Origin of the sequence: Sinorhizobium sp. B11 (assembly GCA_039725955.1) — a bacterium.
Taxonomy (GTDB): Bacteria; Pseudomonadota; Alphaproteobacteria; order Rhizobiales; family Rhizobiaceae; genus Rhizobium.
Genome location: CP091033.1, coordinates 1,321,784 through 1,343,367 on the forward strand (window position 1 = coordinate 1,321,784; position 21,584 = coordinate 1,343,367).

Annotated in this window: 21 protein-coding genes; 2 read left to right on the plus strand and 19 right to left on the minus strand. The window is 59.5% G+C overall.

Going from position 1 to position 21,584, the window contains the following annotated elements:
* Positions 1 to 27: 27 nt before the first annotated feature.
* The 3 genes from LVY75_05900 to LVY75_05910 all read right to left on the minus strand — a co-directional run bounded on the left by LVY75_05900 (position 28) and on the right by LVY75_05910 (position 4,232).
* The gene (locus LVY75_05900) at positions 28 to 1,026 is read right to left on the minus strand and encodes a TRAP transporter substrate-binding protein (GenBank protein XAZ19686.1); all 999 of its coding nucleotides are present in this window, start codon (positions 1,024 to 1,026) and stop codon (positions 28 to 30) included.
* Between the two features lie 17 nt (positions 1,027 to 1,043).
* A complete protein-coding gene (locus LVY75_05905; protein ID XAZ19687.1) occupies positions 1,044 to 2,873 on the minus strand; it encodes a TRAP transporter large permease subunit in 1,830 nt (609 codons plus the stop codon).
* 279 nt (positions 2,874 to 3,152) lie between these two features.
* Positions 3,153 to 4,232 (minus strand): ROK family protein, encoded by a 1,080-nt coding sequence (locus LVY75_05910; protein ID XAZ19688.1) that lies wholly within the window; start codon positions 4,230 to 4,232, stop codon positions 3,153 to 3,155.
* 191 nt (positions 4,233 to 4,423) lie between these two features.
* Here LVY75_05910 and LVY75_05915 point away from each other — a divergent pair, with 191 nt between their 5' ends.
* Complete coding sequence (locus LVY75_05915) at positions 4,424 to 5,035, plus strand: hypothetical protein (GenBank protein XAZ19689.1); 612 nt, start codon at positions 4,424 to 4,426, stop codon at positions 5,033 to 5,035.
* A 70-nt stretch (positions 5,036 to 5,105) separates the two neighbouring features.
* Here LVY75_05915 and dhaK read toward each other — a convergent pair whose 3' ends face one another.
* The 13 genes from dhaK to LVY75_05980 all read right to left on the minus strand — a co-directional run bounded on the left by dhaK (position 5,106) and on the right by LVY75_05980 (position 16,856).
* Positions 5,106 to 6,098: a dihydroxyacetone kinase subunit DhaK gene (dhaK, locus tag LVY75_05920; GenBank protein XAZ19690.1), complete on the minus strand. Its 993-nt coding sequence runs from the start codon at positions 6,096 to 6,098 to the stop codon at positions 5,106 to 5,108.
* 59 nt (positions 6,099 to 6,157) lie between these two features.
* On the minus strand, positions 6,158 to 6,568 hold the full coding sequence (locus LVY75_05925; GenBank protein XAZ19691.1) for a hypothetical protein: 411 nt from the start codon (positions 6,566 to 6,568) through the stop codon (positions 6,158 to 6,160).
* 1 nt (position 6,569) lies between these two features.
* Positions 6,570 to 8,150 (minus strand): phosphoenolpyruvate--protein phosphotransferase, encoded by a 1,581-nt coding sequence (locus LVY75_05930; GenBank protein ID XAZ19692.1) that lies wholly within the window; start codon positions 8,148 to 8,150, stop codon positions 6,570 to 6,572.
* Positions 8,134 to 8,478 carry an HPr family phosphocarrier protein gene (locus LVY75_05935; GenBank protein ID XAZ19693.1) on the minus strand — a complete coding sequence of 115 codons (345 nt, stop codon included), beginning with the start codon at positions 8,476 to 8,478 and terminating at the stop codon, positions 8,134 to 8,136. The genes LVY75_05930 and LVY75_05935 overlap by 17 nt, the downstream gene beginning before the upstream one ends.
* Complete coding sequence (locus LVY75_05940) at positions 8,475 to 8,876, minus strand: PTS-dependent dihydroxyacetone kinase phosphotransferase subunit DhaM (GenBank protein ID XAZ19694.1); 402 nt, start codon at positions 8,874 to 8,876, stop codon at positions 8,475 to 8,477. The genes LVY75_05935 and LVY75_05940 overlap by 4 nt, the downstream gene beginning before the upstream one ends.
* Complete coding sequence (dhaL, locus tag LVY75_05945) at positions 8,873 to 9,463, minus strand: dihydroxyacetone kinase subunit L (GenBank protein ID XAZ21335.1); 591 nt, start codon at positions 9,461 to 9,463, stop codon at positions 8,873 to 8,875. The genes LVY75_05940 and dhaL overlap by 4 nt, the downstream gene beginning before the upstream one ends.
* A 46-nt stretch (positions 9,464 to 9,509) precedes the next feature.
* Positions 9,510 to 11,150 (minus strand): dihydroxyacetone kinase subunit DhaK, encoded by a 1,641-nt coding sequence (locus tag LVY75_05950; GenBank protein ID XAZ19695.1) that lies wholly within the window; start codon positions 11,148 to 11,150, stop codon positions 9,510 to 9,512.
* Positions 11,151 to 11,197: 47 nt separating this feature from the next.
* Complete coding sequence (locus LVY75_05955; protein XAZ19696.1) at positions 11,198 to 12,205, minus strand: ABC transporter ATP-binding protein; 1,008 nt, start codon at positions 12,203 to 12,205, stop codon at positions 11,198 to 11,200.
* Positions 12,198 to 13,295 (minus strand): ABC transporter ATP-binding protein, encoded by a 1,098-nt coding sequence (locus LVY75_05960; protein ID XAZ19697.1) that lies wholly within the window; start codon positions 13,293 to 13,295, stop codon positions 12,198 to 12,200. The genes LVY75_05955 and LVY75_05960 overlap by 8 nt, the downstream gene beginning before the upstream one ends.
* 3 nt (positions 13,296 to 13,298) lie before the next feature.
* Positions 13,299 to 13,514 (minus strand): hypothetical protein, encoded by a 216-nt coding sequence (locus tag LVY75_05965; protein ID XAZ19698.1) that lies wholly within the window; start codon positions 13,512 to 13,514, stop codon positions 13,299 to 13,301.
* Positions 13,511 to 14,464 carry a carbohydrate ABC transporter permease gene (locus tag LVY75_05970; GenBank protein XAZ19699.1) on the minus strand — a complete coding sequence of 318 codons (954 nt, stop codon included), beginning with the start codon at positions 14,462 to 14,464 and terminating at the stop codon, positions 13,511 to 13,513. Before LVY75_05970 ends, LVY75_05965 begins: the two co-directional genes overlap by 4 nt.
* Complete coding sequence (locus LVY75_05975) at positions 14,461 to 15,429, minus strand: sugar ABC transporter permease (GenBank protein ID XAZ19700.1); 969 nt, start codon at positions 15,427 to 15,429, stop codon at positions 14,461 to 14,463. Before LVY75_05975 ends, LVY75_05970 begins: the two co-directional genes overlap by 4 nt.
* Before the next feature lie 101 nt (positions 15,430 to 15,530).
* Entirely contained in the window at positions 15,531 to 16,856 is a 1,326-nt protein-coding gene (locus tag LVY75_05980; protein XAZ19701.1) for an ABC transporter substrate-binding protein, read from the minus strand.
* Between the two features lie 283 nt (positions 16,857 to 17,139).
* On the opposite strand from LVY75_05980, the gene mug reads away from it, so the two are divergent.
* Positions 17,140 to 17,685, plus strand: a complete 546-nt coding sequence (mug, locus tag LVY75_05985; protein ID XAZ21336.1) for a G/U mismatch-specific DNA glycosylase — start codon at positions 17,140 to 17,142, stop codon at positions 17,683 to 17,685.
* A 28-nt stretch (positions 17,686 to 17,713) separates the two neighbouring features.
* Here the strand turns inward: mug and LVY75_05990 are convergent, their stop codons facing one another.
* The 3 genes from LVY75_05990 to LVY75_06000 all read right to left on the minus strand — a co-directional run bounded on the left by LVY75_05990 (position 17,714) and on the right by LVY75_06000 (position 21,557).
* A complete protein-coding gene (locus LVY75_05990; GenBank protein XAZ19702.1) occupies positions 17,714 to 19,105 on the minus strand; it encodes an aldehyde dehydrogenase family protein in 1,392 nt (463 codons plus the stop codon).
* A 1-nt stretch (position 19,106) separates the two neighbouring features.
* A complete protein-coding gene (locus LVY75_05995) occupies positions 19,107 to 20,753 on the minus strand; it encodes an acetolactate synthase large subunit (protein XAZ19703.1) in 1,647 nt (548 codons plus the stop codon).
* 372 nt (positions 20,754 to 21,125) lie between these two features.
* On the minus strand, positions 21,126 to 21,557 hold the full coding sequence (locus tag LVY75_06000; protein ID XAZ19704.1) for a hypothetical protein: 432 nt from the start codon (positions 21,555 to 21,557) through the stop codon (positions 21,126 to 21,128).
* Between the last annotated feature and the right edge of the window lie 27 nt (positions 21,558 to 21,584).

Consider the following 21,584-nt stretch of genomic DNA (forward strand, 5'->3'; position numbering starts at 1 on the left):
TAGACCAGCCCTGCGTTCAGAGGTTCCTCAGGCCGACTGGATAGCCTTGATGCGGTCGAGGCCGCCTACGATCGGGGCAAAATCGTCCCAGACGCCCTGCGCGCCCTTCTGCCATTCTTCCGGAGCTTCCGGCTTCAGCAGCTTGCCACCGTTCTTCAGCGAGATTTCCACCGAGGCCGCCTCGTCATCGACAATCAGTTGGTTGAAGTAGGCGGCACCTTCTGTGGAGGCTTGCTGGAAGACAGCCCTCTGCTCGTCATTCAGGCCACCCCAGAAGGTCGAGGAATAATAGACGATCCCTGAAGCCCAGATATGGCCGGTCTCAGTCATGTAGGGCACGACCTCATAGAGCTTGAAGCCTGCATAAGCCGATTTCGTGAGGTCCATGGCATCTGCAACGCCCGTTGCCAGTGCATTATAGGTCTCGGTGATCGGAATCCCGATCGGCGTCGTGCCAAAAGCGCTCCAGAGCCTGGTATGCAACGGGCTCTGAATGACGCGGATGCGCTTGCCCTTTAGTTGTTCCGGACGCGTCACCGGCTCCTTGGTCAGGAGATGGCGGGCACCGTAATTGATGAAATCGCCGACGACGAAATTCTGTGCCTGTAACTTGCCCTTCAGATCGGCACCGACATTGCCACTGACGGTGCGGCGGACATGATCGGCATCGTGAAATAGGAAGGGAAGGTCGAGGATCTGAAGTTCCGGCGCCCAGCCGGAGAGCGAGGAAACGGTGGAAAGACTGGCGTGGATGGAACCGAGGCGGACGCCTTCGGCCACTTCCTTTTCACCGCCGAGCGCACCGTTCTTGACGATGTTGAACTTGAACTGGCCGGGCAGCTTCGCCTCGACCAGCTCGTTGATCTTTATCCAGATCTTCGTCTCCGGCTTGTCGTCTCCAAGCAGCGAAGCGACGGTGATCGTCGTCGTGCGGGCGGCCGCGGTGCGAACGAAAGCCGGTGCGGCAAGAGCGGTACCGGCAATCGCCGTGGTCTTCAGAAAATTGCGGCGATTGAGACTGTCCATGAATGAAATCCTGTCCGTTAGAAGATGATCGCCCAGACGCAAAGGATTGCGAGCGAAACGAGAAGGGCAAGCAGATAGGGAACGACCGCCTTGAAAAGGGCGGATGCCGGAATGCGGGTCACCCCGCTGACGACGAAGATCAGCATGCCCAGCGGCGGTGTCAGCCCGTGTATCATCAGGTTCACCACGATGATGACGCCGAAATGGATGGGATCGATGCCTGCGGCGACGGCGGCCGGCAGAAGGATCGGGCCGAAGAGCAGGATCGCAGCGCCGATATCGAGAACCAGTCCGACGACCAGCAGGATGATGTTCGACAGCAAGATCACGGCAAGCGCACTGCCGCCGAGCGCCGTCGTCAGATGAGAGATCAGGCCCGAGACATCGTCAACAGCCAGCAGGAACGCAAAGGGACCGGCAGTGCCGATCAGCAGGCCAATAGCTGCCGCTTCGACAGCCGCCTGGCGAAAGGCGGCATAAAGCGAGAGCACACCAAGCCGAGCGCCGATGCCGAGCAGGAAGGTATAGAAGGCAGCAAGGGCTGCGGCTTCCGTCGTCGTGACGATGCCGATGCGGATGCCGACCACGACAATGACGCCAAGACCGAAGGCCGGGATCGCCTGGACGGCCGATTGCCGGCGTTGCGCCCCTGTGGCCCGCGGGATGGGCGTCTGATCGCGAACCGTCAGATGAATGGCAATGGCCAGACAGATGGCCATCAGCCCACCGGCAAAGAAGCCCCCAACCAGCAGCGAACCGACCGAAAGATTCGTGGCGGTTGCCAGGATCAGGAAGGCGATCGATGGCGGGATGACATTGTCCAGCACCGAAGTCGCCGCGATGATCGCCGCGGCTTTGGCCGGCGGATAGCCGTGACGGACGAGTTCCGGCTGGAAGGTCGATGCGCCAAAAGCGGCATTGGCAACGGATGAACCGGAAGCGCCCGAAAAGAGCACACTGGTCAGCAGCGTCGTCTGGGCAAGACCAGCGCGGCGATGGCCGACCATGGCGGCGGCGAAGCGTACGAGCTGGTTGGCAACGCCCGATGCCGTCAGCAGACCGCCGGCGAGCAGGAAGAAGGGGATGGCAAGCAGCAGGAATTTCGAAATGCCCGTGACCGTCGACGAGACGATCGCCGGCTCCGGCAGGCTGCTGCCGAAGGCGATAACCACATAGGCCGCGGCCAGGAAGGCATGTGGCAGGGGTGCCGCGAGTACCAGGCCGATGGCAGCAATCAGCCCGAGGAAGATGCTGGGCGGCCAATCAAGCTCGATGGAGATAAAAGGGATACTGGCATAGAGCGCGGCGCCGACAGCAAAGGAGAGCAGGACCGGCCACGCCTTTCCTTCGACGATGCGCTGCAGCAGAAGCACGACGAGGATCAGCGCGCCGCCGGCGCCGAGGAAGCCGAAGCGAATCCATTCCGGCACGCCCAGTGTCGGGGAAGTACCTCCGAGCATAGTCATGATCTCGGAGCCGCCGAAGCTCAGGATAAGGCCGGAGAGCACAGTGAAGACATCGGCGGCCACCTGCGTTGCCGGATGCAAACGCTTCGGCATCATATTGGCGAAGACGTCGAGACGCATGGCAAGCGCGCTATTGAGGCTTAGCGGCGCCCCGAGCGCAATCAGCAGCACATGCAGCCAGATGCCGAGATCCTCGGCGCCGATGAAACCGGCGGCGAAGAAATAGCGCATGCAGACCGTGACCAGCACCATGAAGAGCAGCACGGCAAGGACCGACGCGGCGGCGACGCCAAGGACGGTTTCGATCGCCTTTAGAATGCGGCCGGCGAGGCCACCACCTGTCATCTCCCGTTCGGCTGGGTGGAATTCGCTTGCTGCCACAGGATTTTCTCTCTTGCCGAAGGATCAGGCACTCTTAACGGCAGAATGTCGCAAATCAAAGAGCTTTGACCCGGTGTCGCCGCCGCCGCATGTGCACCCCTTCCGCCTAAGGACCCCGGATCCCGGGACTTCGAGATAGCCGGCAAAAGTGACCGGTCGCCAGTCGGCTCGTGCCCTCCCTCAAGGCAAGGGCGCGACGCAAGACAGTAAAGGGATTTCAACTACCCGGATGGCCGAAAGCAACGAGTTTGAACGCGAGGCAGCATCCAGCCGTTCGCGCTACTTCTTCTCACGCGTCCGATTCGTGAAATGGGCGTTTCCGAGGCCGGTGCCGATCGTGAGGACCGCCCAATTCGCAACGTCCTTCATCTGCGGCATCTGAGAAAGCCCCTGCACGACCGCGTCATTGTGCATCATGATGAACGTGTCATCGCCGCCGATCTGCGGAATAGCCTTTTTAAGTTCGAGCGGAAGATTGAAGTGATCGCTTTCCCAGTTTCCACCGGGCAGATTTTGCCCACCGCGCGTGATCGAACCATCGGCTTCAATCACTCCGGGACATCCTATACCGATCAGCGGGGCAAGCCTCAGCTGAGACGCTGTCGCCTCTCCTATGAGCTCCTCGATCATGGAGGCGAGCTTGGAAATGGTGGCGGTACGACTGGGCTCGTCATCGGCATGGCGCCAAAGGATCGATTTCCGCACATGGGTTTCATCAAGATCCCGGCTTTTCCCCTTGCCGAACTCGACGATACCGGCGCGCACGTTGGTGCCACCGATATCGACAGCCAGGATCGCTTCGTGGCCGTTCAGCATCCAGTCCGGCATAAGATAGACTGCACCGATCAGGCCGGCTTCGTCCGCGTGATGGACGATTGGGACAAGCTCGACGCCGAGACCCGACGCGTTGAGCAGGATCTGCGTCCTGGCGATCGCCAATTCGCCGACACGCCCCTGCCGGAATCCACCGCCGACAACGATCCGTTCGGTTTTCGACCAAGCGCTGTCTTTGAGAAATTTTTCGATCACAGCAGCAAAATCCTGCGCAAAGCCCTCGATTGCAGCCATGACGATGGCGACCGCCCCGACATCGTCACCGCACAGGAAAGCATCGATCTTCTTCTTTGAGAGCTCTTTCGTCGGTGTCCGCCCCAGCGGATCCTTCCCGTCCATGCGCATCAGTTTACGGAGCTCTTCGAGCTTCAACTGGAAGGTTTTCTTGTTGGCGTCGTCGCCCAGAAACCCATTTTTGCCGCGCAATTTAGAGCTGTGGCCGTCGACGATGACCGACGACAGTTCGGCGGCGCCGTGAACCAGCGGCGCCGTCCGGGTCTGCTTTTCAGATTTTGCTTTTGGCATCGATGAACCTCGACGTCGGCAGAAACCGCAAAGGATGGGACAGTGTAACGCGGGGTCAATGAGAGAGGTTCCACGAACGTCCGAACCGCTGGGGATAATCGACCGCGATCGAACGAAACCGGCTCTATCCGGAACTCTATGGGCTTCCAAGGATTTTGCATGATGCAGGTCAGGTCAAGGAGTGGAAAACGATGACGCAAAGCGAAGCCGACAAAAGCCCATACCGGTCCCTGACTTTGACATCCCTCTTTGATGATCGAGACGTCGCCGCACAGGCGGTTGAGAGTCTGAGGGCGGCCGGTATTCCGCAGGCAAGCATCAGCCTGATCGCAGAGGCGGAAAATGCAACGGAAAACGCTGACGAGAAACCTGGCCCGTCACACAAGCTCGAAGATTTTCTGTTCCCAGAAGCCGACCATGCGATCTACAGCGAGGGGATCCGACGAGGCGGCCATGTGCTGACCGTGCGCGGGCTGGCACCTGACCGGCACGAACTCGCGCTCGGCATTCTTGAGGACGCAGGCGCTGTCGATCTCGACGAGCGCATCGAGACGTGGCGATCTGAAGGCTGGAGCGACACACAAGCCTACCTTGACGAACTGCAGGAGCCGCCCACGGTGATCGATGGCGATGTCGCCGCCTCGCTTATCGGCAAAGGTCGAGGCAATGAGGTTGTACCTGTCATCACCGAGAAGCTTAAATTCGGCAAGGCGAGTGATGGAAGCCGCCCTCGCGTGCGAATCTACACCGTTGAATACGCATTGAAGAGCCCGGACGACAGGAAGGGGTCCAGTTCCCGGTAAAACGCCTGCCCGAACGAAGTTTCTCGACCTGAGCAAGTGGGCGGCGCCTTCTCGGTTGCTCACCAGATGCTTAGCACCTCCAGCGCAATGCAGCGGTGGCAACGGGCGAATCCCATAGCGAAAACTCCTCATCCGTGAGGAAGGCAAGCGTGATGGAAAGGCCCTGCATGTCGAGCGAGGTCGCATAGGTGCCAACAAGCGAGCGTTCGACCTGCAGACCGTACTCCGACACGGTGCGAAGCGCAGAATTATAGGCGAGATAGAGTTCGGCAGGCGGTGTGCCGCCAAGTCCATTCACGAGAAGCAATGCTTTGTTTGTGCTTCGGTTGATATCGCTGAGAATCGTCTCGCTCAGATACCTGACAATCGTGTCAGCGTTGGAGAACCGCTCCCTTGAATGGCCAGGCTCGCCATGAATGCCAACGCCCATTTCCACCTCGTTCGGCCCGAGCGCGAATGTCGTGCGCTGGGTGTCCGGCACCGCGACGCCGGTCAGGGCAACGCCCATCGACCGGATGCGTGAGGAGAGACTGTCGCCAAAGGCCTTCAGTTCCGAAAGGGACCGGCCCTTCTCGGCAGCCGCTCCGAGCAGCCTTTCCGTGATAAGCGTACCGGCAACCCCGCGTCGCCCACGACCGTCGCCGCCCCTCGTCGTTTCGATGTCGTCGCAGGCAAGGACCATTTCAATTTTATGCCGGTCTGACGCCATTTCTGACGCCATTTCGAAATTCATGACGTCGCCATCGTAGTTCTTGACGACGAGCAGGCAGCCAGCACCGGTGTCTGCTTCCTCTATCGCACTGACGATCTGGCTCGGTGTGGGCGATGTGAAAATATATCCGACACAGGCAGCATCGAGCATGCCGCGACCGATGAAGCCGATATGCATCGGCTCATGGCCCGCCCCGCCGCCAGAAATGATGGCGACCTTGCCAGGAACCAGCTCACGGCGGCGAATGCATTTGCGGCCGGCGCCGAACACAACGAACTCCTGATGGGCGCGCACGAAACCTTCGATACTCTCGGCGACCATAGTCTCTGCCGTGTTCATGAATTTCTTCATCAAGCCCCTCCCAAGGCGATGATCATGCCAATCCTTTTGCATGTGCCACAAGGGCTTGCTTAATCCGGCAGCCCGGAAATTGCTGCGATCTTCTGCACCAAATCCGCAATCGCCTCCTCAAGCAGCCGGTTGCGTCTCTCGTCGCCGAAATCGGGCACCATCAGCGAAAGGTGCCGCAGTTTTTCCGAGGCGCCAAGTTCCGGCAGCTTGCCCGGATGTGCCGCTTGATAGGCATCCAGAAAGCGCTCCTGTTCAGCGGCACTGAAATGGCACACCCGGAAGATCGTGGCGAGGTGTCGGGCAGGAAGCGGCGTTGCATAGGTCGGGCTTGTTATCTGCGTTACGAAACTGCGATGCTTGCCGAGTTCCGTCGCAAGGCGCTGGCGTGTTCCGGAAGGCCTGTTGTCAATGATTTGCGCCAGAATAGACTTATAGGCGATAATGGCGTCTTCCGTGTCTTCGCGCGCCATCCTATTCTCCGGCTGCCTTTGTCCCATCTGCCCTCAGGCCGACGATTGCCGATCTTATCGCGGGAAGCTGAGCAGGCGCCACGGAAAAATACCGTATGCCTGCGGCAAGCAGGTTCGCGGTGAGGGACGGATCCCCCGCCATGTCGCCGCAGATGCTGACCGGTTTGCTCCCGGCGAGTTTTATAGCCTGAGTCAGCAGACGCAGTACGGCCGGCACCGCCTTGACCTGATAACGGGCGAAGTCGGCATCCTCGCGTGGCGATGCAACGAGATATTGTGCAAGGTCGTTCGTCCCGAACGAAAAGAAGTCAGCGCTTTCGAACTCATCCAGCATGAGCGCGGCCGCCGGGACCTCTACCATCATCCCGATCGGGGGTATGCGATGCGGGACGGCTCGCCGAGCAAGCTCGCCAGACTCTTCACGATAAATCTGCCTGATATCGTCGACGTCGGATGGAAACATCACCATCGGCAGCATGATATGAAGATTGCCGAAAACTGCCGCGCGTAGCAGCGCGCGGGCTTGAACACGTGCGATCTCCGGCCGGGCGAGCAGAAGACGGATACCGCGCAGCGATGGTGCTTCGGCAAGTCCGGCGAGCGGTTTGTCGCCGCCTATATCCAGCATGCGAATTGTCGTTGACCGGCCGTCCGCCCAATCCAGCAAGCGGCGGTAGATCTCGAACTGTTTTTCTTCGTTTGCGGCGTCCCCAAGCGATGTCAGGGCAAATTCGGAGCGCATCAACCCGATGCCGGCGGTTGTCGCAGCATCGACCGCATCGATTTCGTTGGGAGCGTTGACGTTGATAGCCAGCAGGACCGGAGAACCGTCGGCCGTGCACAAGGTGCCGTTGTCGGCTATCGATACCATGCCCACCGGGCGATGATCGGGCGGAGCCAACTGCTCCCTCCGCTCGGTTATCTGAAGCGTGATGATACCTGACTCGCCATCAATCCCGATATGCTGCCCCTTCTCCGTCGCGAATTGACCGGCACCAATGACCATTGGCACCGAGCGAGACCTGGCAAGAAGGGCGACATGGCCGACGGCACTGCCCGCATAAAGAGCGATACCCCCGCCTGCCGACCAGTCATGTGCCAAGAACCGACTGGGCTCCATGTCTTTTCCTACATAGATGGAGCCTGCGGGAAAGTCGTCGATCGGCGCCCCGGCAAGGATCGAAAGGACGCGATTTTTGACGTCGAGAATGTCGACCGCACGCGCCTGCAAACGCTCTTCCTCCGCGCATTCCAACTCGCGGATGTAGTCATCGAGTGTCTCGACCCAGGCAAATTCAATATTTTCGCCGGCATCGATCAGGGCACCGACCATCTCCATCAACGTCGGGTCCTGTAGCACTTCGATCTGAAACTCGATGATCTCGCGACTTTCGGGATCTGTCCCAGCTGCAAGGTCGCGTAATTCGCGGATGGCCTTGTCGATGGCATCGCCTAGGGCTGCGTGGCCGGAAAGGCTTGATGCCGGCGACGCGACGGCGGGCATCGGCTGAGCGACATAGACGGGTCCGGTTGCAATGCCTGGCGACGCACTTGTCGCTTTCAATTTAGGCTGAGCGACCATGCTTCTTTTCCTCATCGAAGTTACGCTCGACGAGACCCTTCAATGCGCGAACCGCTTCCTCGGCGAGGATCCCCTCTGCGCGAATCCTCAGCAACGATCCCTTGCGGATCCTGGCACCCATGATCTTGATGATGCTCTTTCCATTCAGCCAGAGATCACTCCCGTTGATCGCGACTTCGATCGAGCAGGGAAACGATTTTGCAAGCCGGGTGAATGTGACCGACGGCCGGGCATGCAACCCTACACCATGCTTGACCTCGACTTCCGTCTGGCAGCTGGCGTGCATCTGCTCACCCTCGCGGCTTTCTACGCGCAATCCACCGTTCATGAGGGTGATAGCTCCTCTGCCGTCGCAACGACCTTTGTCAACGATGCGCCGCCGGAAGCCTCGGCTGCTGCGATAACAGCCCCCTCCACGACGGGCGCATTGCAGATCGTTACCTGCTTCGACCGCGGCAAGCCAAGCATCTCAACCGCCATTTCACTGTTGGTCTCGGCTCCCCCAAGATCCACGAAGACGGCGACGCCCGCGTCAGACCAGGCCTCCTCGATGGCTTTGAGAATACCGCGGGCATCGGTTCCAAGCTCGCCGTGGCTGTTGCCGCCCGACCAGGCAAGCGGCACGCTGTCGCCCACCATCTGCTTCACCATATCGGCAGTACCACGCGCAACAAGCGGCGAGTGGGAAACAATCACAATCCCAACATTGGGGCCCTTCCCACTCATACCGGTCGGTACTCCTCGAGGTAGCGGCAGATCGCAGTTGTCAGCAGCGCACAACTTGAGGCGCCCGGATCGACATGGCCGATCGACCGGTCTCCGAGATAGGAGGCACGCCCGCGCATTGCCCTCATCGTTGCGGTCAGCTCGGCAGAACGTTCGGCCTGGCGTGCAATGTCCGTCCAAGGCAACCGATGAGCGAGCGCGTCCTGGACGGGATAGAGAACGTCAAGAAGCGTCTTGTCTCCGGGATGCGAGCGGCCACGACGCGCGACAGCGTTGATCGCCTGTTTCAGTGCGGAAGAAAAGTCTTTCTCTTCCTCTGCGGCACGGAGCTCACGGCCCATTTCCATGAGCAGCGTTCCGTAAAGCGGGCCTGCCGCTCCGCCGATGCTCATCACGAGCGTAAGGCCAATTTTCTCAAGCGCATCAGGCAAGGGAAGGGTTGAGACCGAGGCGTCCTCGGCACTCACCGCTTCGCAGCCCCGCCGCATGTTCGTTCCGTGATCGCCATCACCAATGGCGCGGTCAAGAGCGCACAAGTGCTCGCTGTTTGCAGCGATCGTCGCACGGCAAGCTTCGATCAATCCCATGAGAAGAACCGGTTCTGCCAGCACCCAAGCCTCCCGCCTCCAGAACTCATACGAGCGTTGCGACGACCTCGAATACACCCGCCACGGCCACGGCACCCGGATCGGGGACGCCTTCGAGATCCCTTTCGCCAACGTAGGAGGCACGACCGGCCTTTGCCTGTCGCATCGCTTTTGTCGACTCAGCACCTGCCGTTGCCGCCCTTGCCGCGGCTGCGACACCCCCTGAAGAAAGGGCCGCCAGCGCAGGAGAAAGGGCGTCGACCATCGTGCGGTCACCCACAGCAGCGCCTCCATAGAACGTCATCCGATCAAGCCCGGCAAGCAGGGCAGCGGCGATATCGTCCGTTTCGGCCATGGACTTGGATGCGGCCGTGAAGAAGATCGAGAGAAGGACGCCGCTGGAGCCTCCCATGCTTGTGCTCAGGATCTCGCCGATGGAGGCCATCGTCGCGGCAGGATCTTTCAGTGGAAGCATGTCGATGCGGGTAAGAATGCTGCGGGCTCCGGTCGCGACGGTGGAACCGGTATCGCCATCGCCAACCCGGCCATCCAGTTGGTTAAGCTGGTCCTCCAGCGAAATCAGATGCTCGCAAAGTGCGGTCAGCAGACGACGATTATCCCTATCATCGCTGGCGGGTACCGCTTCGCTTTGCGTCGACGCCCGTTGCGGCGCGGCAAGGATAGCGATCTCGTGTCGCTCCGTCGCGGGCGGCCAGGCATGGGGCTCGACGGCGGCCCTAAGAGCGGCTTCACGCTCGGCGTCCAGTCGAATGAGCGACAGGGAAAAGCCGTTCATGTTGAGAGCGGTCATCATTGGCGCCGGTCCAACGATCAACCGAACACTGCTGGCGATCGGTGACGACAGCACAGAATTGGCGATGACACCCATTTCAAGCGGTGGCACGGCGCCCAGGTTGTTGATCAGCAGCGCATGATCTTGTGCAGCATCGAGCTTCGCCGCCAGTCGCTCGGTCATGGTCGCAACCAGATTGGCAATCGGCTGCAAGGAAATGCGCTCGACCCCCGGCTCGCCGTGGATACCGAGACCGAGTTCGCCTTCATTGGGACCCAGTCGATCCTCATGCGTTTGGCCCGGCACGCTACAGGTTGACAGCGACATGCCGAGCGAAACAATGCTGCCCGCTGCAGCGGTCGCAAGGCTCCCCACCGTCTTGAGATCGGCGCCTGCTTCGGCGTGATAGCCGGCGATCTTGTGCACGAAGAGCGTACCGGCGACGCCGCGGGGCTGGATGATACCGGGGGTCGCGATATCGTCGGCAACGATGACCATCTCGACATCGAAACCTTCGGCACGCGCCTTTTCGGCAGCGAGACCAAAATTGAGGCGATCGCCCGTATAGTTCTTGACGACCAGCAGAACGCCCTTGGGCCCGGTGACGGCGCGGATCGCCGTCAGCACCGCATCGACGCTCGGCGAGGCAAAGATCTCGCCAGATACTGCCGCAGTCAGCATGCCCTTGCCGACGAAGCCCGCATGCGAAGGCTCATGCCCTGCGCCCCCGCCGGAGATAATGGCGACCTTCGACTTGTCCCAGTCGGCACGCAGGATGACCTTGATCTCCGGGAACGCGTCGAGACGGGCAAGACGACCGGCGCCGCTTGTCTGGATCAGGCCATCCAGGGCTTCGGTGACGATGGTTTCCCGGCGATTGAAGAAATGTTTCATGGAGAGGACCCGTCTTTCATGCCAGTGAGTTCGTTTCTTTCAGTTGCTTATCCAAGGCGTTGGCCGCTGGCATCGAAATAGAGTGGATCGCGCAGCGTCAAGCTTATTCGATCACCCGGCCGGATCGCCAGATATGGATCGGCAAGCGTAACCAGCTTGTGATCTCGCACCTTTATATGAAGGTGGTTCTGATCCCCCAGATGTTCGATCCAATCGATCTTCGCTTCAGCATTCTGATCGACAAGGATGTCGAGATGTTCTGTTCGCGCGCCGATCGTCTTCGTTCCCGGCGGCGGATTGGCGCCCGGAAGAAGATCGGTCGGCAGAAGGTTGATGTGGGGCTGCCCCAGACGCGCGGCGACGTGAAGGCTGGCCGGATTGCCATAGATTTCACGGGGCGTTCCGATTTGCAGCAACCTTCCTTCCGAAACAATGCCGATCCTGTCCGCCATCGTCATGGCTTCGACCTGGTCGTGGGTTACGTAGAGAAGCGTCGAGCCGAGTTCCTTCTGGATGCGTTTTAGTTCCAGACGCAGTTCCGCACGCAGCTTCGCATCAAGCGATGATAGCGGTTCGTCCATCAGATAGATGGCGGGCCGGCGCACCAGCGCCCTGCCAATTGCAACGCGCTGCATTTCGCCGCCCGACAGACGCGTCGAACGGTTTTCCAGCTTGTGGTCGATCCTGACCATGCGCGCAATTTCGCGGACGCGACGGTCGATCTCTTCGTTTGTCAGCCTGCGCACCGGCGCCCGCAACGGAAATGCAAGGTTGTCGTAGACCGTCATGTGCGGATAGAGCGAATATTGCTGGAAGACGAAGGCAACATCCCTCTCGGCCGGTGCTTCGCTTGCGACGCTTCGACCGCCTATGTCAATCCGACCGCTGTCGGGGCGCTCCAGGCCGGCAATAAGGCGCAGCGTCGTTGTCTTGCCGGCGCCGGTCGGTCCAAGCAGAACGACAAATTCGCCGTCGCGGATGGAAAGGTTGAAATCAGAAAGAGCCTGCGTGTCGCCGAAGCGCTTATTGAGGCCCTTGAGAGCGATGTCAGCCATGACGCTCCTCCGAATAGAGTGCCGAGGCGATGGCGCGGCCCGATTGGCAATCGAATAGTGCAAGCTTGGCCGGATTGAACTCAAGGCCAACTGTCTCTCCGATGCGGAAGTTGCGGTTCGCCGGAACGCGTGCCTTGATGACGCCGCTCGAGGTCTCGATCGCCACCACCTGATTGGTTCCGAGATATTCGCTGCCGTAGACGGCTCCGCGCAAGGGGGAACTATCACTGAAGCGGATGTGTTCCGGCCTGACGCCAAGCGCCAATTCAGTCTCCGTCAGATCCTGGCGCACCTCCGGTATGCTGACATCGACGCCATGCAGCGAGACGGATTGGTCGCCGCTGCGAAGGCCTGAGGTGAAGCGCATGAAATTCATCGGCGGTGAGCCGATGAAATCGGCAACATACATGGTGGCCGGCTTGCTGTAGATTTCCTGCGGCGTCCCGAATTGCTCGATGACGCCGTGGTTCATCACGGCGATTTTGTCGGCCATGGCCATCGCCTCATGCTGATCATGCGTCACATAGACCGTCGTCGCGTGGATGCGGTTATGCAGTTCGCGCAGCTCATGGACCATAACCTCGCGGAATTCGGCGTCCAGCGTCCCAAGCGGTTCATCCATCAGGAAACACTTCGGGCGGCGTACGATCGCGCGGCCGAGGGCAACGCGCTGACGGTCGCCGCCCGCGAGTCCGGAGACGGTTCGGTTCAGAATATGATCGATCTGCAGCAGCCGTGCGGTCTCTTCCACGCGTTGGCGGATCTCAGCCTTAGGCATGCCTTGCGACAGCAGCGGAAAGCCGATGTTCTTGCGCACGTTCATGTGGGGATAGAGCGCAAAAAGCTGAAAGACGAAGGCAATATCGCGGGCGCTGGCGCGGTTGAAGGTGACGTCCTCCCCGTCGAGATAGATCTTGCCGCTGGTCGGCAATTCCAGGCCGGCGATCATACGCAATGTCGTCGTCTTGCCGCAGCCCGAGGGGCCGAGCAGAGCCAGGAACTCGCCGTCATGGATGACGAAGCTCGAATCCTGCACAGCCACGAAGCTGCCGAACTGCTTGCGGAGATGTTCTATCCTGATGTCCGCCATGGCTCACTCCGGAAACTTCGAGACGATGATGAACATGGCAGTGCCTGCGAGCAGCGTTACCAGCGAATAGGTATAGAGCATGAGAAAAAACGGCTGGAAGAGCATGAGGAAACCAATGGCAATCAGGGCGGTTGCAATGTTCTCCATGGGCCCCCTGCGTAAAAAGAAGGGTCGTTTCGGGCGGGAGGATGGGCGCGGGGTCTCGATGAGATTGGTCATTTGCGAACCGCTCCGAAAGTGATGCCGCGCAGGAGCTGCTTGCGTAGCAGGATGGTAAAGACGAGGATCGGGATCAGGAAGATCGTCGTTCCCGCAGCAACGGCGGGCCAATCCTGGCCGCCTTCGCCGATGATAGTCGGGATGAATGGCGGTGCCGTCTGGGCTTCACCCGAGGTCAGCAGTGCGACAAAGGCATATTCGTTCCAGGCAAAAATCAGGCAGAAGATCGCAGTGGCGGCAATGCCTGTGGTTGCTTGCGGCAGGACGACCTTCCAGAACGCCTGCAGCCGGGTGTATCCGTCTATCATCGCAGCCTCTTCATATTCGCGCGGGATCTCGTCGATGAAGCCTTTCAGCAGCCAGACAGCAAGCGAGACGTTGACCGCCGTATAGAGCAGGATCATGCCCAGCGCCGTGTCGGAGAGGCCAAGCTCGCGGTACATCAGATAGATCGGTATGGCGACCGCGATTGGCGGCATCATGCGCGTCGACAGGATGAAGAACAGAAGGTCGTCGGCGAGCGGCACCTTGAAGCGCGAAAATCCATACGCGGCAAGGGTTCCCAACGATACGGCGAGGAAGGTCGAGCCGAAAGCAATCACCAGAGAATTGACAAAGCGCGGCAGGAAATTCGAGGGTCCCGCAATGACCATGTTCCGCTTGCGGGTCACCTCATCACAGGTGCCGGTCGGTGCAGGAAGAGAGGCGATGTATTCCGGCGTCTGGCGCGTTCTCGTCGTCAGCAGATTGCAATAGCCTTCCAACGTTGGCTGGAAGATGATCTTCGGAGGGTAGCTGATGGAATCCGGCGGGGATTTGATGCTGGTCAGGAAGATCCAGACGAGCGGGATCATCGTAATGAGGGCGTAGAGGATCACGATAGCGCCGGCAATCCTCTTGCTGGTCGGGCTCGGCTCGACGACCGAATGGGCTGAGGTAACCGAGCTCATCGCTGCTTCACCTTGTTGAGTGCCTTGACATAGATGTTCGCGAGACCGAACACGGCAACGAAGAGGACAATGGCAAACGCCGACGCCCGTCCGGTTGCCCAGCTTTCGAAGGCGGCCCGCTTCAAGGTGATGGAGGCAACCTCGGTGGTCGAACCCGGGCCACCACCTGTCAGCAGTGTCACCATGTCGAACATCTTGAAATTCTCGATACCGCGGAACAGCACCGCAAGCATGATGAACGGCAGTGCCATTGGCACGGTGATCGACCAGAATTGCCGCCAGGCGGAGGCGCGGTCCACTTCGGCTGCCTCGTAGATATAATCGGGGATGGAGCGCAGACCTGCCAGGCAGATCAGCATGACATACGGCGTCCACATCCAGGTATCGACGATGATGATCGCCCAAGGGGCCAGTGATACGCTGCCGAGCATCTGGATGTCGGCTGTGGGGATGCCGGTGACCAGGGAAACGGCATAGGCGAAAAGACCGATCTGCGGCTCGTAGAGGAAGCGCCAGAAATTGCCGACGACAGCTGGAGACAGCATCATCGGGATCAGGATCAGCGTCGTCCAGAAGGCGTGGCCGCGAAACTTGCGGTCGATCAGATAGGCGAGCGTAAAGCCGATGACGGTCTGCAGCAGGATCGTCCAGAAGACGAAATGCGCCGTCGTCTGCATCGCCTGCCAGATATCGGGATCGGTCAGCACCCGCTCGTAATTGCCCAATCCAACATTCTGGACCGGGGCATTCGGGCGGTTGGCGCGATAATTCGTGAACGACAGGTAGATCGCCCAGATTAGCGGAAAGATGTTGATAGCGAGAAGCAGGATGATGGTGGGCGCGATAAACACCCAGGCAATCGCTCGATCGGACAGTCCGCGGACGCGGCGGGCAACCGGTGTCGGTGTCGCCCTGGCAGTCGCATCTGCAGCTTTCTCGACCATGGAGGAAGAGGAAATGTTCAAGGTATCACCTGGTCCTTGCGTATGTGACACATGTGGCGGCCCGGCAGTCTTGGCGATCCGGGCCGCCACTCTGGCAAGAAATTTGCGCATCCAGCCGGACACTAGATCTTGCCGTCGTCCTTGAAGACTTCGGTCCAGTCCTTCACCAGTCCATCAAGCGCCTCTTGCGCGGTGCCGTTGCCGGCCACCACATAGTTATGAACGCGCTTCTGCATGTCCTGTAGAAGGGTCGCGTAGCTTGGCTCGGCCCAAAAATCCTTCACGATCGCCATCGAGTCCAGGAATGCCTGGGCATAGGGCTGACTGGACGCAAAGTCAGGAGCGTTCACCACCGATTTCAGGCAGGAATAACCGCCGAGCTGCCACCATTTTGCCTGCACATCCGGCTGGGCGAACCATTTGATATATTGCAGGGCGGCGTCCTTCTTGTCGGAATAGGAAACAACCGAAATGCCCTGTCCGCCGAGCTGAGCGAAGTGCTTCTTTTCAGCCGGATTGGGGAAGAAGCCAATCTTGTCGCCACCCACCTTCTCGTCCTTGTAGAGGCCAGGCCAGGTGAAGGCGAAATTCATCTGCATGGCGACCTGGCCGGATTTGAAAGCATCGGCAGATTCGACCATGTAGACGTTGGAGCTGCCGGGCGGAGTGCAGCAATCATAGAGCGCCTTATAGAATTCCAGTCCCTTCACCGCATCGGGAGAATTGACGAAACCTTCCATCTCATATGGCTTGTCAGGGTTGTCGTACTGGAAGCCCCAGTCATACAGCACGTTGGTCACGCCCATCGTGATGCCTTCGGAGCCGCGCTCGGTATAGATCGAAGCACCGTAGACGGTCTTCCCGTCGATTTCGCGCTTCTGGAAGAACTCGGCGATCTGTTTCAGTTCGTCGTAGGTCTTGGGCGCTGCGAGCTCCCGTCCGTATTTTTCCTTGAATTCTTTCTGCAATTCAGGCCGCTCGAACCAGTCCTTGCGATAGGTCCAGCCTACGACATCGCCCATGGCGGGCAGCGCCCAGTAGTTCGGCGTATTCTTCGGCCATTCCGAATAGCCAACCACCGTCGCCGGCACGAAGTCATCCATCTTGATGCCTTCCTTGTCGAAGAAGTCGTTAAGCTTGACGTAGTGGCCGTTTTCCGCCGAGCCGCCGATCCACTGGCTGTCGCCAATGATCAGGTCGCAGAGCTTTCCGTGAGAGTTCAGTTCGTTGAGAAAACGGTCGGCATAACTCGTCCACGGCACGAACTCGAACTTCATTTCGGTGCCGGTTTTGGCGGTGAAATCTTTCGAGAGCTCAACAAGCGCGTTGGCCGGGTCCCAAGCCGCCCAGCAAAGTGTCAGTTGATCGGCTTTTGCGAGATTGGGCAGCGCCGACGACATGACAAATGCCGAGGCCAGCCCGAGAAGGGCTTTCGATTTCTTTTGCATACGTTCCTCCCAGAACCAAAGCCGGCTCCCCGCCGACATGCAAGTCCACCAATTTCAGAGACTGCCTACATGAACTCCTCAACTCTCATGTTTAGCAATATGTTTAGTAATAGACACATTTATAAACATTGCAAGCGACAATCTCCGCAGCCAATCATCCATCCCGTGACGATGCAGCCCGGCGGTGGCTTGATGACTTGAGGTCAGGACGAAGCTATGGGCAGGAGGAAACGCGCGGGGTATGCTCAATCAGTTGAAAGGAAATCGGCTGGTGTCTGCGCAGATGGATCACAGCGGGGATATGCAACAGGCGGCGGCCGGTCTTTCGGACATACTCGGCCCTGGTCTGTCGGTTGTCTTTTGTGGCTTGAACCCCGCGCTCACAGCAGTCCGGGACGGCCACAATTTCTCCTCTCCCAGCAACCGCTTCTGGAGGGTGCTGCACCTTTCCGGCTTTACGTCGCGCCTCCTGCGCGCCGATGAAGAGCGAGAGTTGCTCCAGTATGGATGCGGCATCACTGCCGCTGTCTCGCGGGCCACGAAGAGCGCCAGCGAATTGAGGCTGGACGATTATAAAAGGGCAGCACCGCTGCTCGAAGCGAAGATAGCCAAGTTCGCGCCGGCCAATCTGGCCTTTCTCGGCAAGGCTGCCTTTGCGGCGATCAGCGCGCGGGCGGACTGCGACTGGGGAAGACAGAGCGAGGTGTTCGCCGGCGCTAACACCTGGGTTCTACCGAACCCCAGCGGGCTCAACAGAGCTTTCGGTCTCGATCGGCTGACTGCCTATTACCGCGATCTGAAAGCCGAAATCCAGCCACGCATCGGTTGAGCTCCATCCGCGAGCGTGCCGACGCCTACTAGCTTACTCCATTGAATACGACCATCTTGTCATCGGCCATCTCCTGCATTGTCCAAGGGATACCGCCGATGCCGTAACCGGACTGACGGCGACCTGCAAACGGCATCCAGTCCGTCCTGAACGCAGTATGGTCGTTGACGAGAACGGCCGCGGCATCCAGACGTTTCGCCGCACGGAGCGCGACGGCGATATCGGAGGAAAATACGCTCGCCTGAAACGCATATGGCAGCGAATTGGCACTCTCAATCGCATTGTCGAGATTCCGGTAACCGTAGACGCAGGTCAGTGGGCCGAAGACTTCGAGTTGCGAAACTTTTGCGTCCGCAGGCGGATTGAGCAGGACCGAGGGCAAAAGCGTCGTTTCCGACAGACGGCCGCCTCCGAGCTGTTTTGCTCCTGCATCGACGGCTTCCCGGATCCAGTTCGATACTCGCTCCGTTTCGCGGGGCAGGATCAGCGGCCCCATTTCGGTTTGCTTGAGGGTTGGATCGCCAACCCGAAGGGCTGCGACCGCGGCAGCAAGTTTCTCGGTGAACGGCTCCAGAATATCGTCGTGCACGAATATCCGCTGGACCGAGACACAGACCTGGCCAGCATGATAGTAGCCGCCTTTGACGATGGGATTGACGACTGCGCCCGCATCCGCACTTCGATCAACGATAACCGGTGCGGCACCGCCATGTTCAAGCGCGCATCGCGTGCCGGGCGGCAGCTTGCTCTTGAGATACCAGCCGACTTTCGCAGATCCGATGAAGCTTAAAAACGCGACGCGGGGATCGGTCGCGAAGGATTCAGCAAGCACATTGTCATCGGTGACGAAGCTCTGGCACCAGCGTTCGTCCAGACCGGCTTCCCAAAGCAGCTTCACGATTTCGACACACGAGATGGGTGTCGTTGCCGCAGGCTTTACGATGACTGGGCATCCGACGGCAATGGCCGGCGCAATTTGATGAACGATGAGATTGAGGGGATGATTGAACGCCGAGATCGCCGCGACAACACCGAGAGGCTCTTTCGTCGTGAAGGCCAAGCGGTTCAGGCTCGCTGCAGTCAACCCCATCGGGATTTCCTTGCCGCCGAAGTTGCGGATCTCATCGGCGGCATTGATCAGCCCGTCGATCGCTCGCGTGACTTCGATGATGGCGTCCGTCAGCGGCTTGCCGCCTTCCCGCGCAATCATCATGGAGAAACGGTCCTTGTTGTCGCGCAGCAGTTCCGACGCCCTTCTCAGGACAGCCATGCGCTGATGCGCAGGCATCCACCCGTCGCGATCGGCAAAGGCTTTCGCCGCAATATCCAGCTTGCGATCAAGTGCGGCGGCGTCATCGACCGGCACCTCGGCGATGATCGCTCGATCAAACGCCTGATAAACCTTCAGGGTAGCCGACATCTCATGCCTCCAGAATTGTCGGGAGCCGTTCGCGCAGCTCCTTCACCAGCACACGTTCATTCTCGGAATAGTCGACGGGGACATTGACCAGATGCACGCCCCCACCCCTAAACGCATCCTCGAGAACCTGTTTGAACTGACCGATATCGTCGACCCTGGTACCGTTGGCGCCATAGGATTCTGCATATTTGACGAAGTCGGGATTGCCAAACGTCATTCCGAAGTCCGGAAATTCGTCCACGGCCTGCTTCCAACGGATCATCCCGTAGGCATCGTCCTCGATGACGAGAACGACAAGGTTCAGTTTGAGCCGCACGGCAGTCTCCAGCTCTTGCGAATTCATCATGAAGCCGCCGTCGCCGCAGATCGCCATGACCCGTCGTTCCGGGTAGAGCATCGAAGCGACCATTGCCGACGGAAGGCCAGCTCCCATCGTCGCGAGCGCGTTGTCGAGAAGCAGCGTGTTCGCCATCCTGGTGCGATAGTTGCGAGCGAACCATATCTTGTACATGCCATTGTCGAGAGCGAGAATGCCATCATGGGGCATGACCTCCCGGATGTCGTGGACAAGCCTCTGGGGTGTAAATCGTCCTTCGGTCGCCCGGTCTGCAATGCGGTCCAGAATTCGCTCCCTCAGGTGAAGAAGTGCCTGCGCGTTCGGCAGCTTGCCTTCCAGGCGATCGGCGAGCGCCTTCAGTGAAGGCCCCATGTCCCCGATGACCTCGGCTTGAGGAAAATAGACCTGCTCGACTGTCGCGGGCTGATATCCGACATGGACGACTTTCGGTCCGCCCTTACCCATGATGAACGGCGGTTTTTCGATCGTGTCATGACCGATCGTGACGATCAGGTCTGCCTGCTCGATGGCCTCGTGGACATAGTCGCGCTCCGAGAGGGCCGCTGTGCCCATATAGAGCTCGGTTCCGCCCGGAACCGTTCCCTTCCCCATCTGGGTCGTGAAATAGGGGATGCGCGTTCGAATAACGAACTGGGCAATGTCCGACGTGGAGCGAGGGCGCGAGGCTGCTGCTCCAAACATGAGCAATGGACGCTTGGCTGATGCAATCAGCTCAGCGGCGCGATCAAGCGCAGCGTCACTTGCAGTCGGCAGTTCAAGCTGATGCGGCGCCACCAGCGCGACATCTTCGCACTCTTCTGCCGCGATGTCTTCAGGCAGTTCGAGATGAACTGGACCAGGCCGTTCCTCCTGCGCGATCCTGAATGCCTCCCTCACGAGAGTCGGGATCATCTGCGGCGAGACGATCTGACGCGTGAGCTTGGTCAGCGGCTTCATCGATGCGATGACGTCGACGATCTGGAAGCGAGCCTGCCGCGATGAAAGAATACCTTTCTGGCCGGTGATCATCACCATCGGCATCGCGCCGAGAAGAGCATAGGCCGCTCCTGTCGACAGGTTAAGCGCTCCCGGACCAAGCGTCGTAAGGCATACGCCAGGCTTGCCCGTCAGCCGTCCGTACGTCGCTGCCATGAACGCAGCTGCCTGCTCGTGTCGGGTGAGCACGAGCTGGATTGAGGATTTGCGGATGGATTCGACGACGTCGAGGTTTTCCTCGCCGGGAATGCCGAAGATACGCTCCACGCCTTCATTCTCAAGAGCCGCAATAAGGAGATCCGAGCCTTTGGTCATGGAAGGTGCCCTGTGCTTTGACGACGCGGTCAGCGACGCGATGAGAACTTGAGGCACCGAACATAGGCCGATTTACCGTCCGAACCAACCGCACCCTCAATGCGGATTTTGCATGCGAGATATGCTCGCAAACCCTCCCTCGGATTTTGGAGTTTCACTGCGTCAAGCCATTAACGGCGTACATCGCGTGCGCGGCGCCTCGACGTCGTGCATTTTTTATTCAGGCTGCCGGAAAGAGGTTTGGATTTGTCCGCCCGGTGGTGCGTTCAGCTTGTAGCCCGCCCGCGATAAAGCGCGGCACCCAGGCGCCGCACCCCATCTCCCGGTCGGCTGCCGCCAGGTCTCTGATCGTTGGTTGCCGATAGGCAGTCCCTATCGCGTAAACATCAGCCGCATGCGCGCCAGAATGCCCTTCACGCCCGGTATGGAGGCGGCTCTCAGATGGCGGGCGACGATACCAGCGTCGACCCGTGCTCCAAAATGGCAGGAGCAGACGAGCCCATGCAATTGGCGATCGTTAAGATCAAAGAAGCTCTGAGCATCCCCATAGGTATCGCCCTCTAGACCGGCGGCACGCAGAACCGGATCGGCATAGGCTACGGATATGGGAGACCCGGTGATCCGCATCATTATCCGCTGGTCATGGGGGAGATATTCGGTTTCCCGAAGGGTAACGAGCGAACGCGCAGGATCGTCTTCCAGGAGCTCCGCCCACCGGCCCAACCGCTCTGCCCGAGACAATTGTGGCGTGGTACGGCTGACCCTGGCTATAGCCTTCAGCTGATCGACTGCGTATTGTTCCATGGCGGCCTCCTATTTGGAAAATAGACT

Coding starts and splice junctions, on each gene's coding strand:
- LVY75_05930 (XAZ19692.1), bottom strand. CDS start 8,150: ATGGTCGCTCAGCCTAAATTGAAAGCGACAAGTGCGTCGCCAGGCATT.
- LVY75_05940 (XAZ19694.1), bottom strand. CDS start 8,876: ATGAGTGGGAAGGGCCCCAATGTTGGGATTGTGATTGTTTCCCACTCG.
- LVY75_05995 (XAZ19703.1), bottom strand. CDS start 20,753: ATGACCAAAGGCTCGGATCTCCTTATTGCGGCTCTTGAGAATGAAGGC.
- mug (XAZ21336.1), top strand. CDS start 17,140: ATGGATCACAGCGGGGATATGCAACAGGCGGCGGCCGGTCTTTCGGAC.
- LVY75_05990 (XAZ19702.1), bottom strand. CDS start 19,105: ATGTCGGCTACCCTGAAGGTTTATCAGGCGTTTGATCGAGCGATCATC.
- dhaL (XAZ21335.1), bottom strand. CDS start 9,463: ATGGGATTGATCGAAGCTTGCCGTGCGACGATCGCTGCAAACAGCGAG.
- LVY75_06000 (XAZ19704.1), bottom strand. CDS start 21,557: ATGGAACAATACGCAGTCGATCAGCTGAAGGCTATAGCCAGGGTCAGC.
- LVY75_05915 (XAZ19689.1), top strand. CDS start 4,424: ATGACGCAAAGCGAAGCCGACAAAAGCCCATACCGGTCCCTGACTTTG.
- LVY75_05925 (XAZ19691.1), bottom strand. CDS start 6,568: ATGGCGCGCGAAGACACGGAAGACGCCATTATCGCCTATAAGTCTATT.
- LVY75_05960 (XAZ19697.1), bottom strand. CDS start 13,295: ATGGCGGACATCAGGATAGAACATCTCCGCAAGCAGTTCGGCAGCTTC.
- LVY75_05900 (XAZ19686.1), bottom strand. CDS start 1,026: ATGGACAGTCTCAATCGCCGCAATTTTCTGAAGACCACGGCGATTGCC.
- dhaK (XAZ19690.1), bottom strand. CDS start 6,098: ATGAAGAAATTCATGAACACGGCAGAGACTATGGTCGCCGAGAGTATC.
- LVY75_05965 (XAZ19698.1), bottom strand. CDS start 13,514: ATGACCAATCTCATCGAGACCCCGCGCCCATCCTCCCGCCCGAAACGA.
- LVY75_05950 (XAZ19695.1), bottom strand. CDS start 11,150: ATGAAACATTTCTTCAATCGCCGGGAAACCATCGTCACCGAAGCCCTG.
- LVY75_05980 (XAZ19701.1), bottom strand. CDS start 16,856: ATGCAAAAGAAATCGAAAGCCCTTCTCGGGCTGGCCTCGGCATTTGTC.
- LVY75_05970 (XAZ19699.1), bottom strand. CDS start 14,464: ATGAGCTCGGTTACCTCAGCCCATTCGGTCGTCGAGCCGAGCCCGACC.
- LVY75_05910 (XAZ19688.1), bottom strand. CDS start 4,232: ATGCCAAAAGCAAAATCTGAAAAGCAGACCCGGACGGCGCCGCTGGTT.
- LVY75_05955 (XAZ19696.1), bottom strand. CDS start 12,205: ATGGCTGACATCGCTCTCAAGGGCCTCAATAAGCGCTTCGGCGACACG.
- LVY75_05935 (XAZ19693.1), bottom strand. CDS start 8,478: ATGAACGGTGGATTGCGCGTAGAAAGCCGCGAGGGTGAGCAGATGCAC.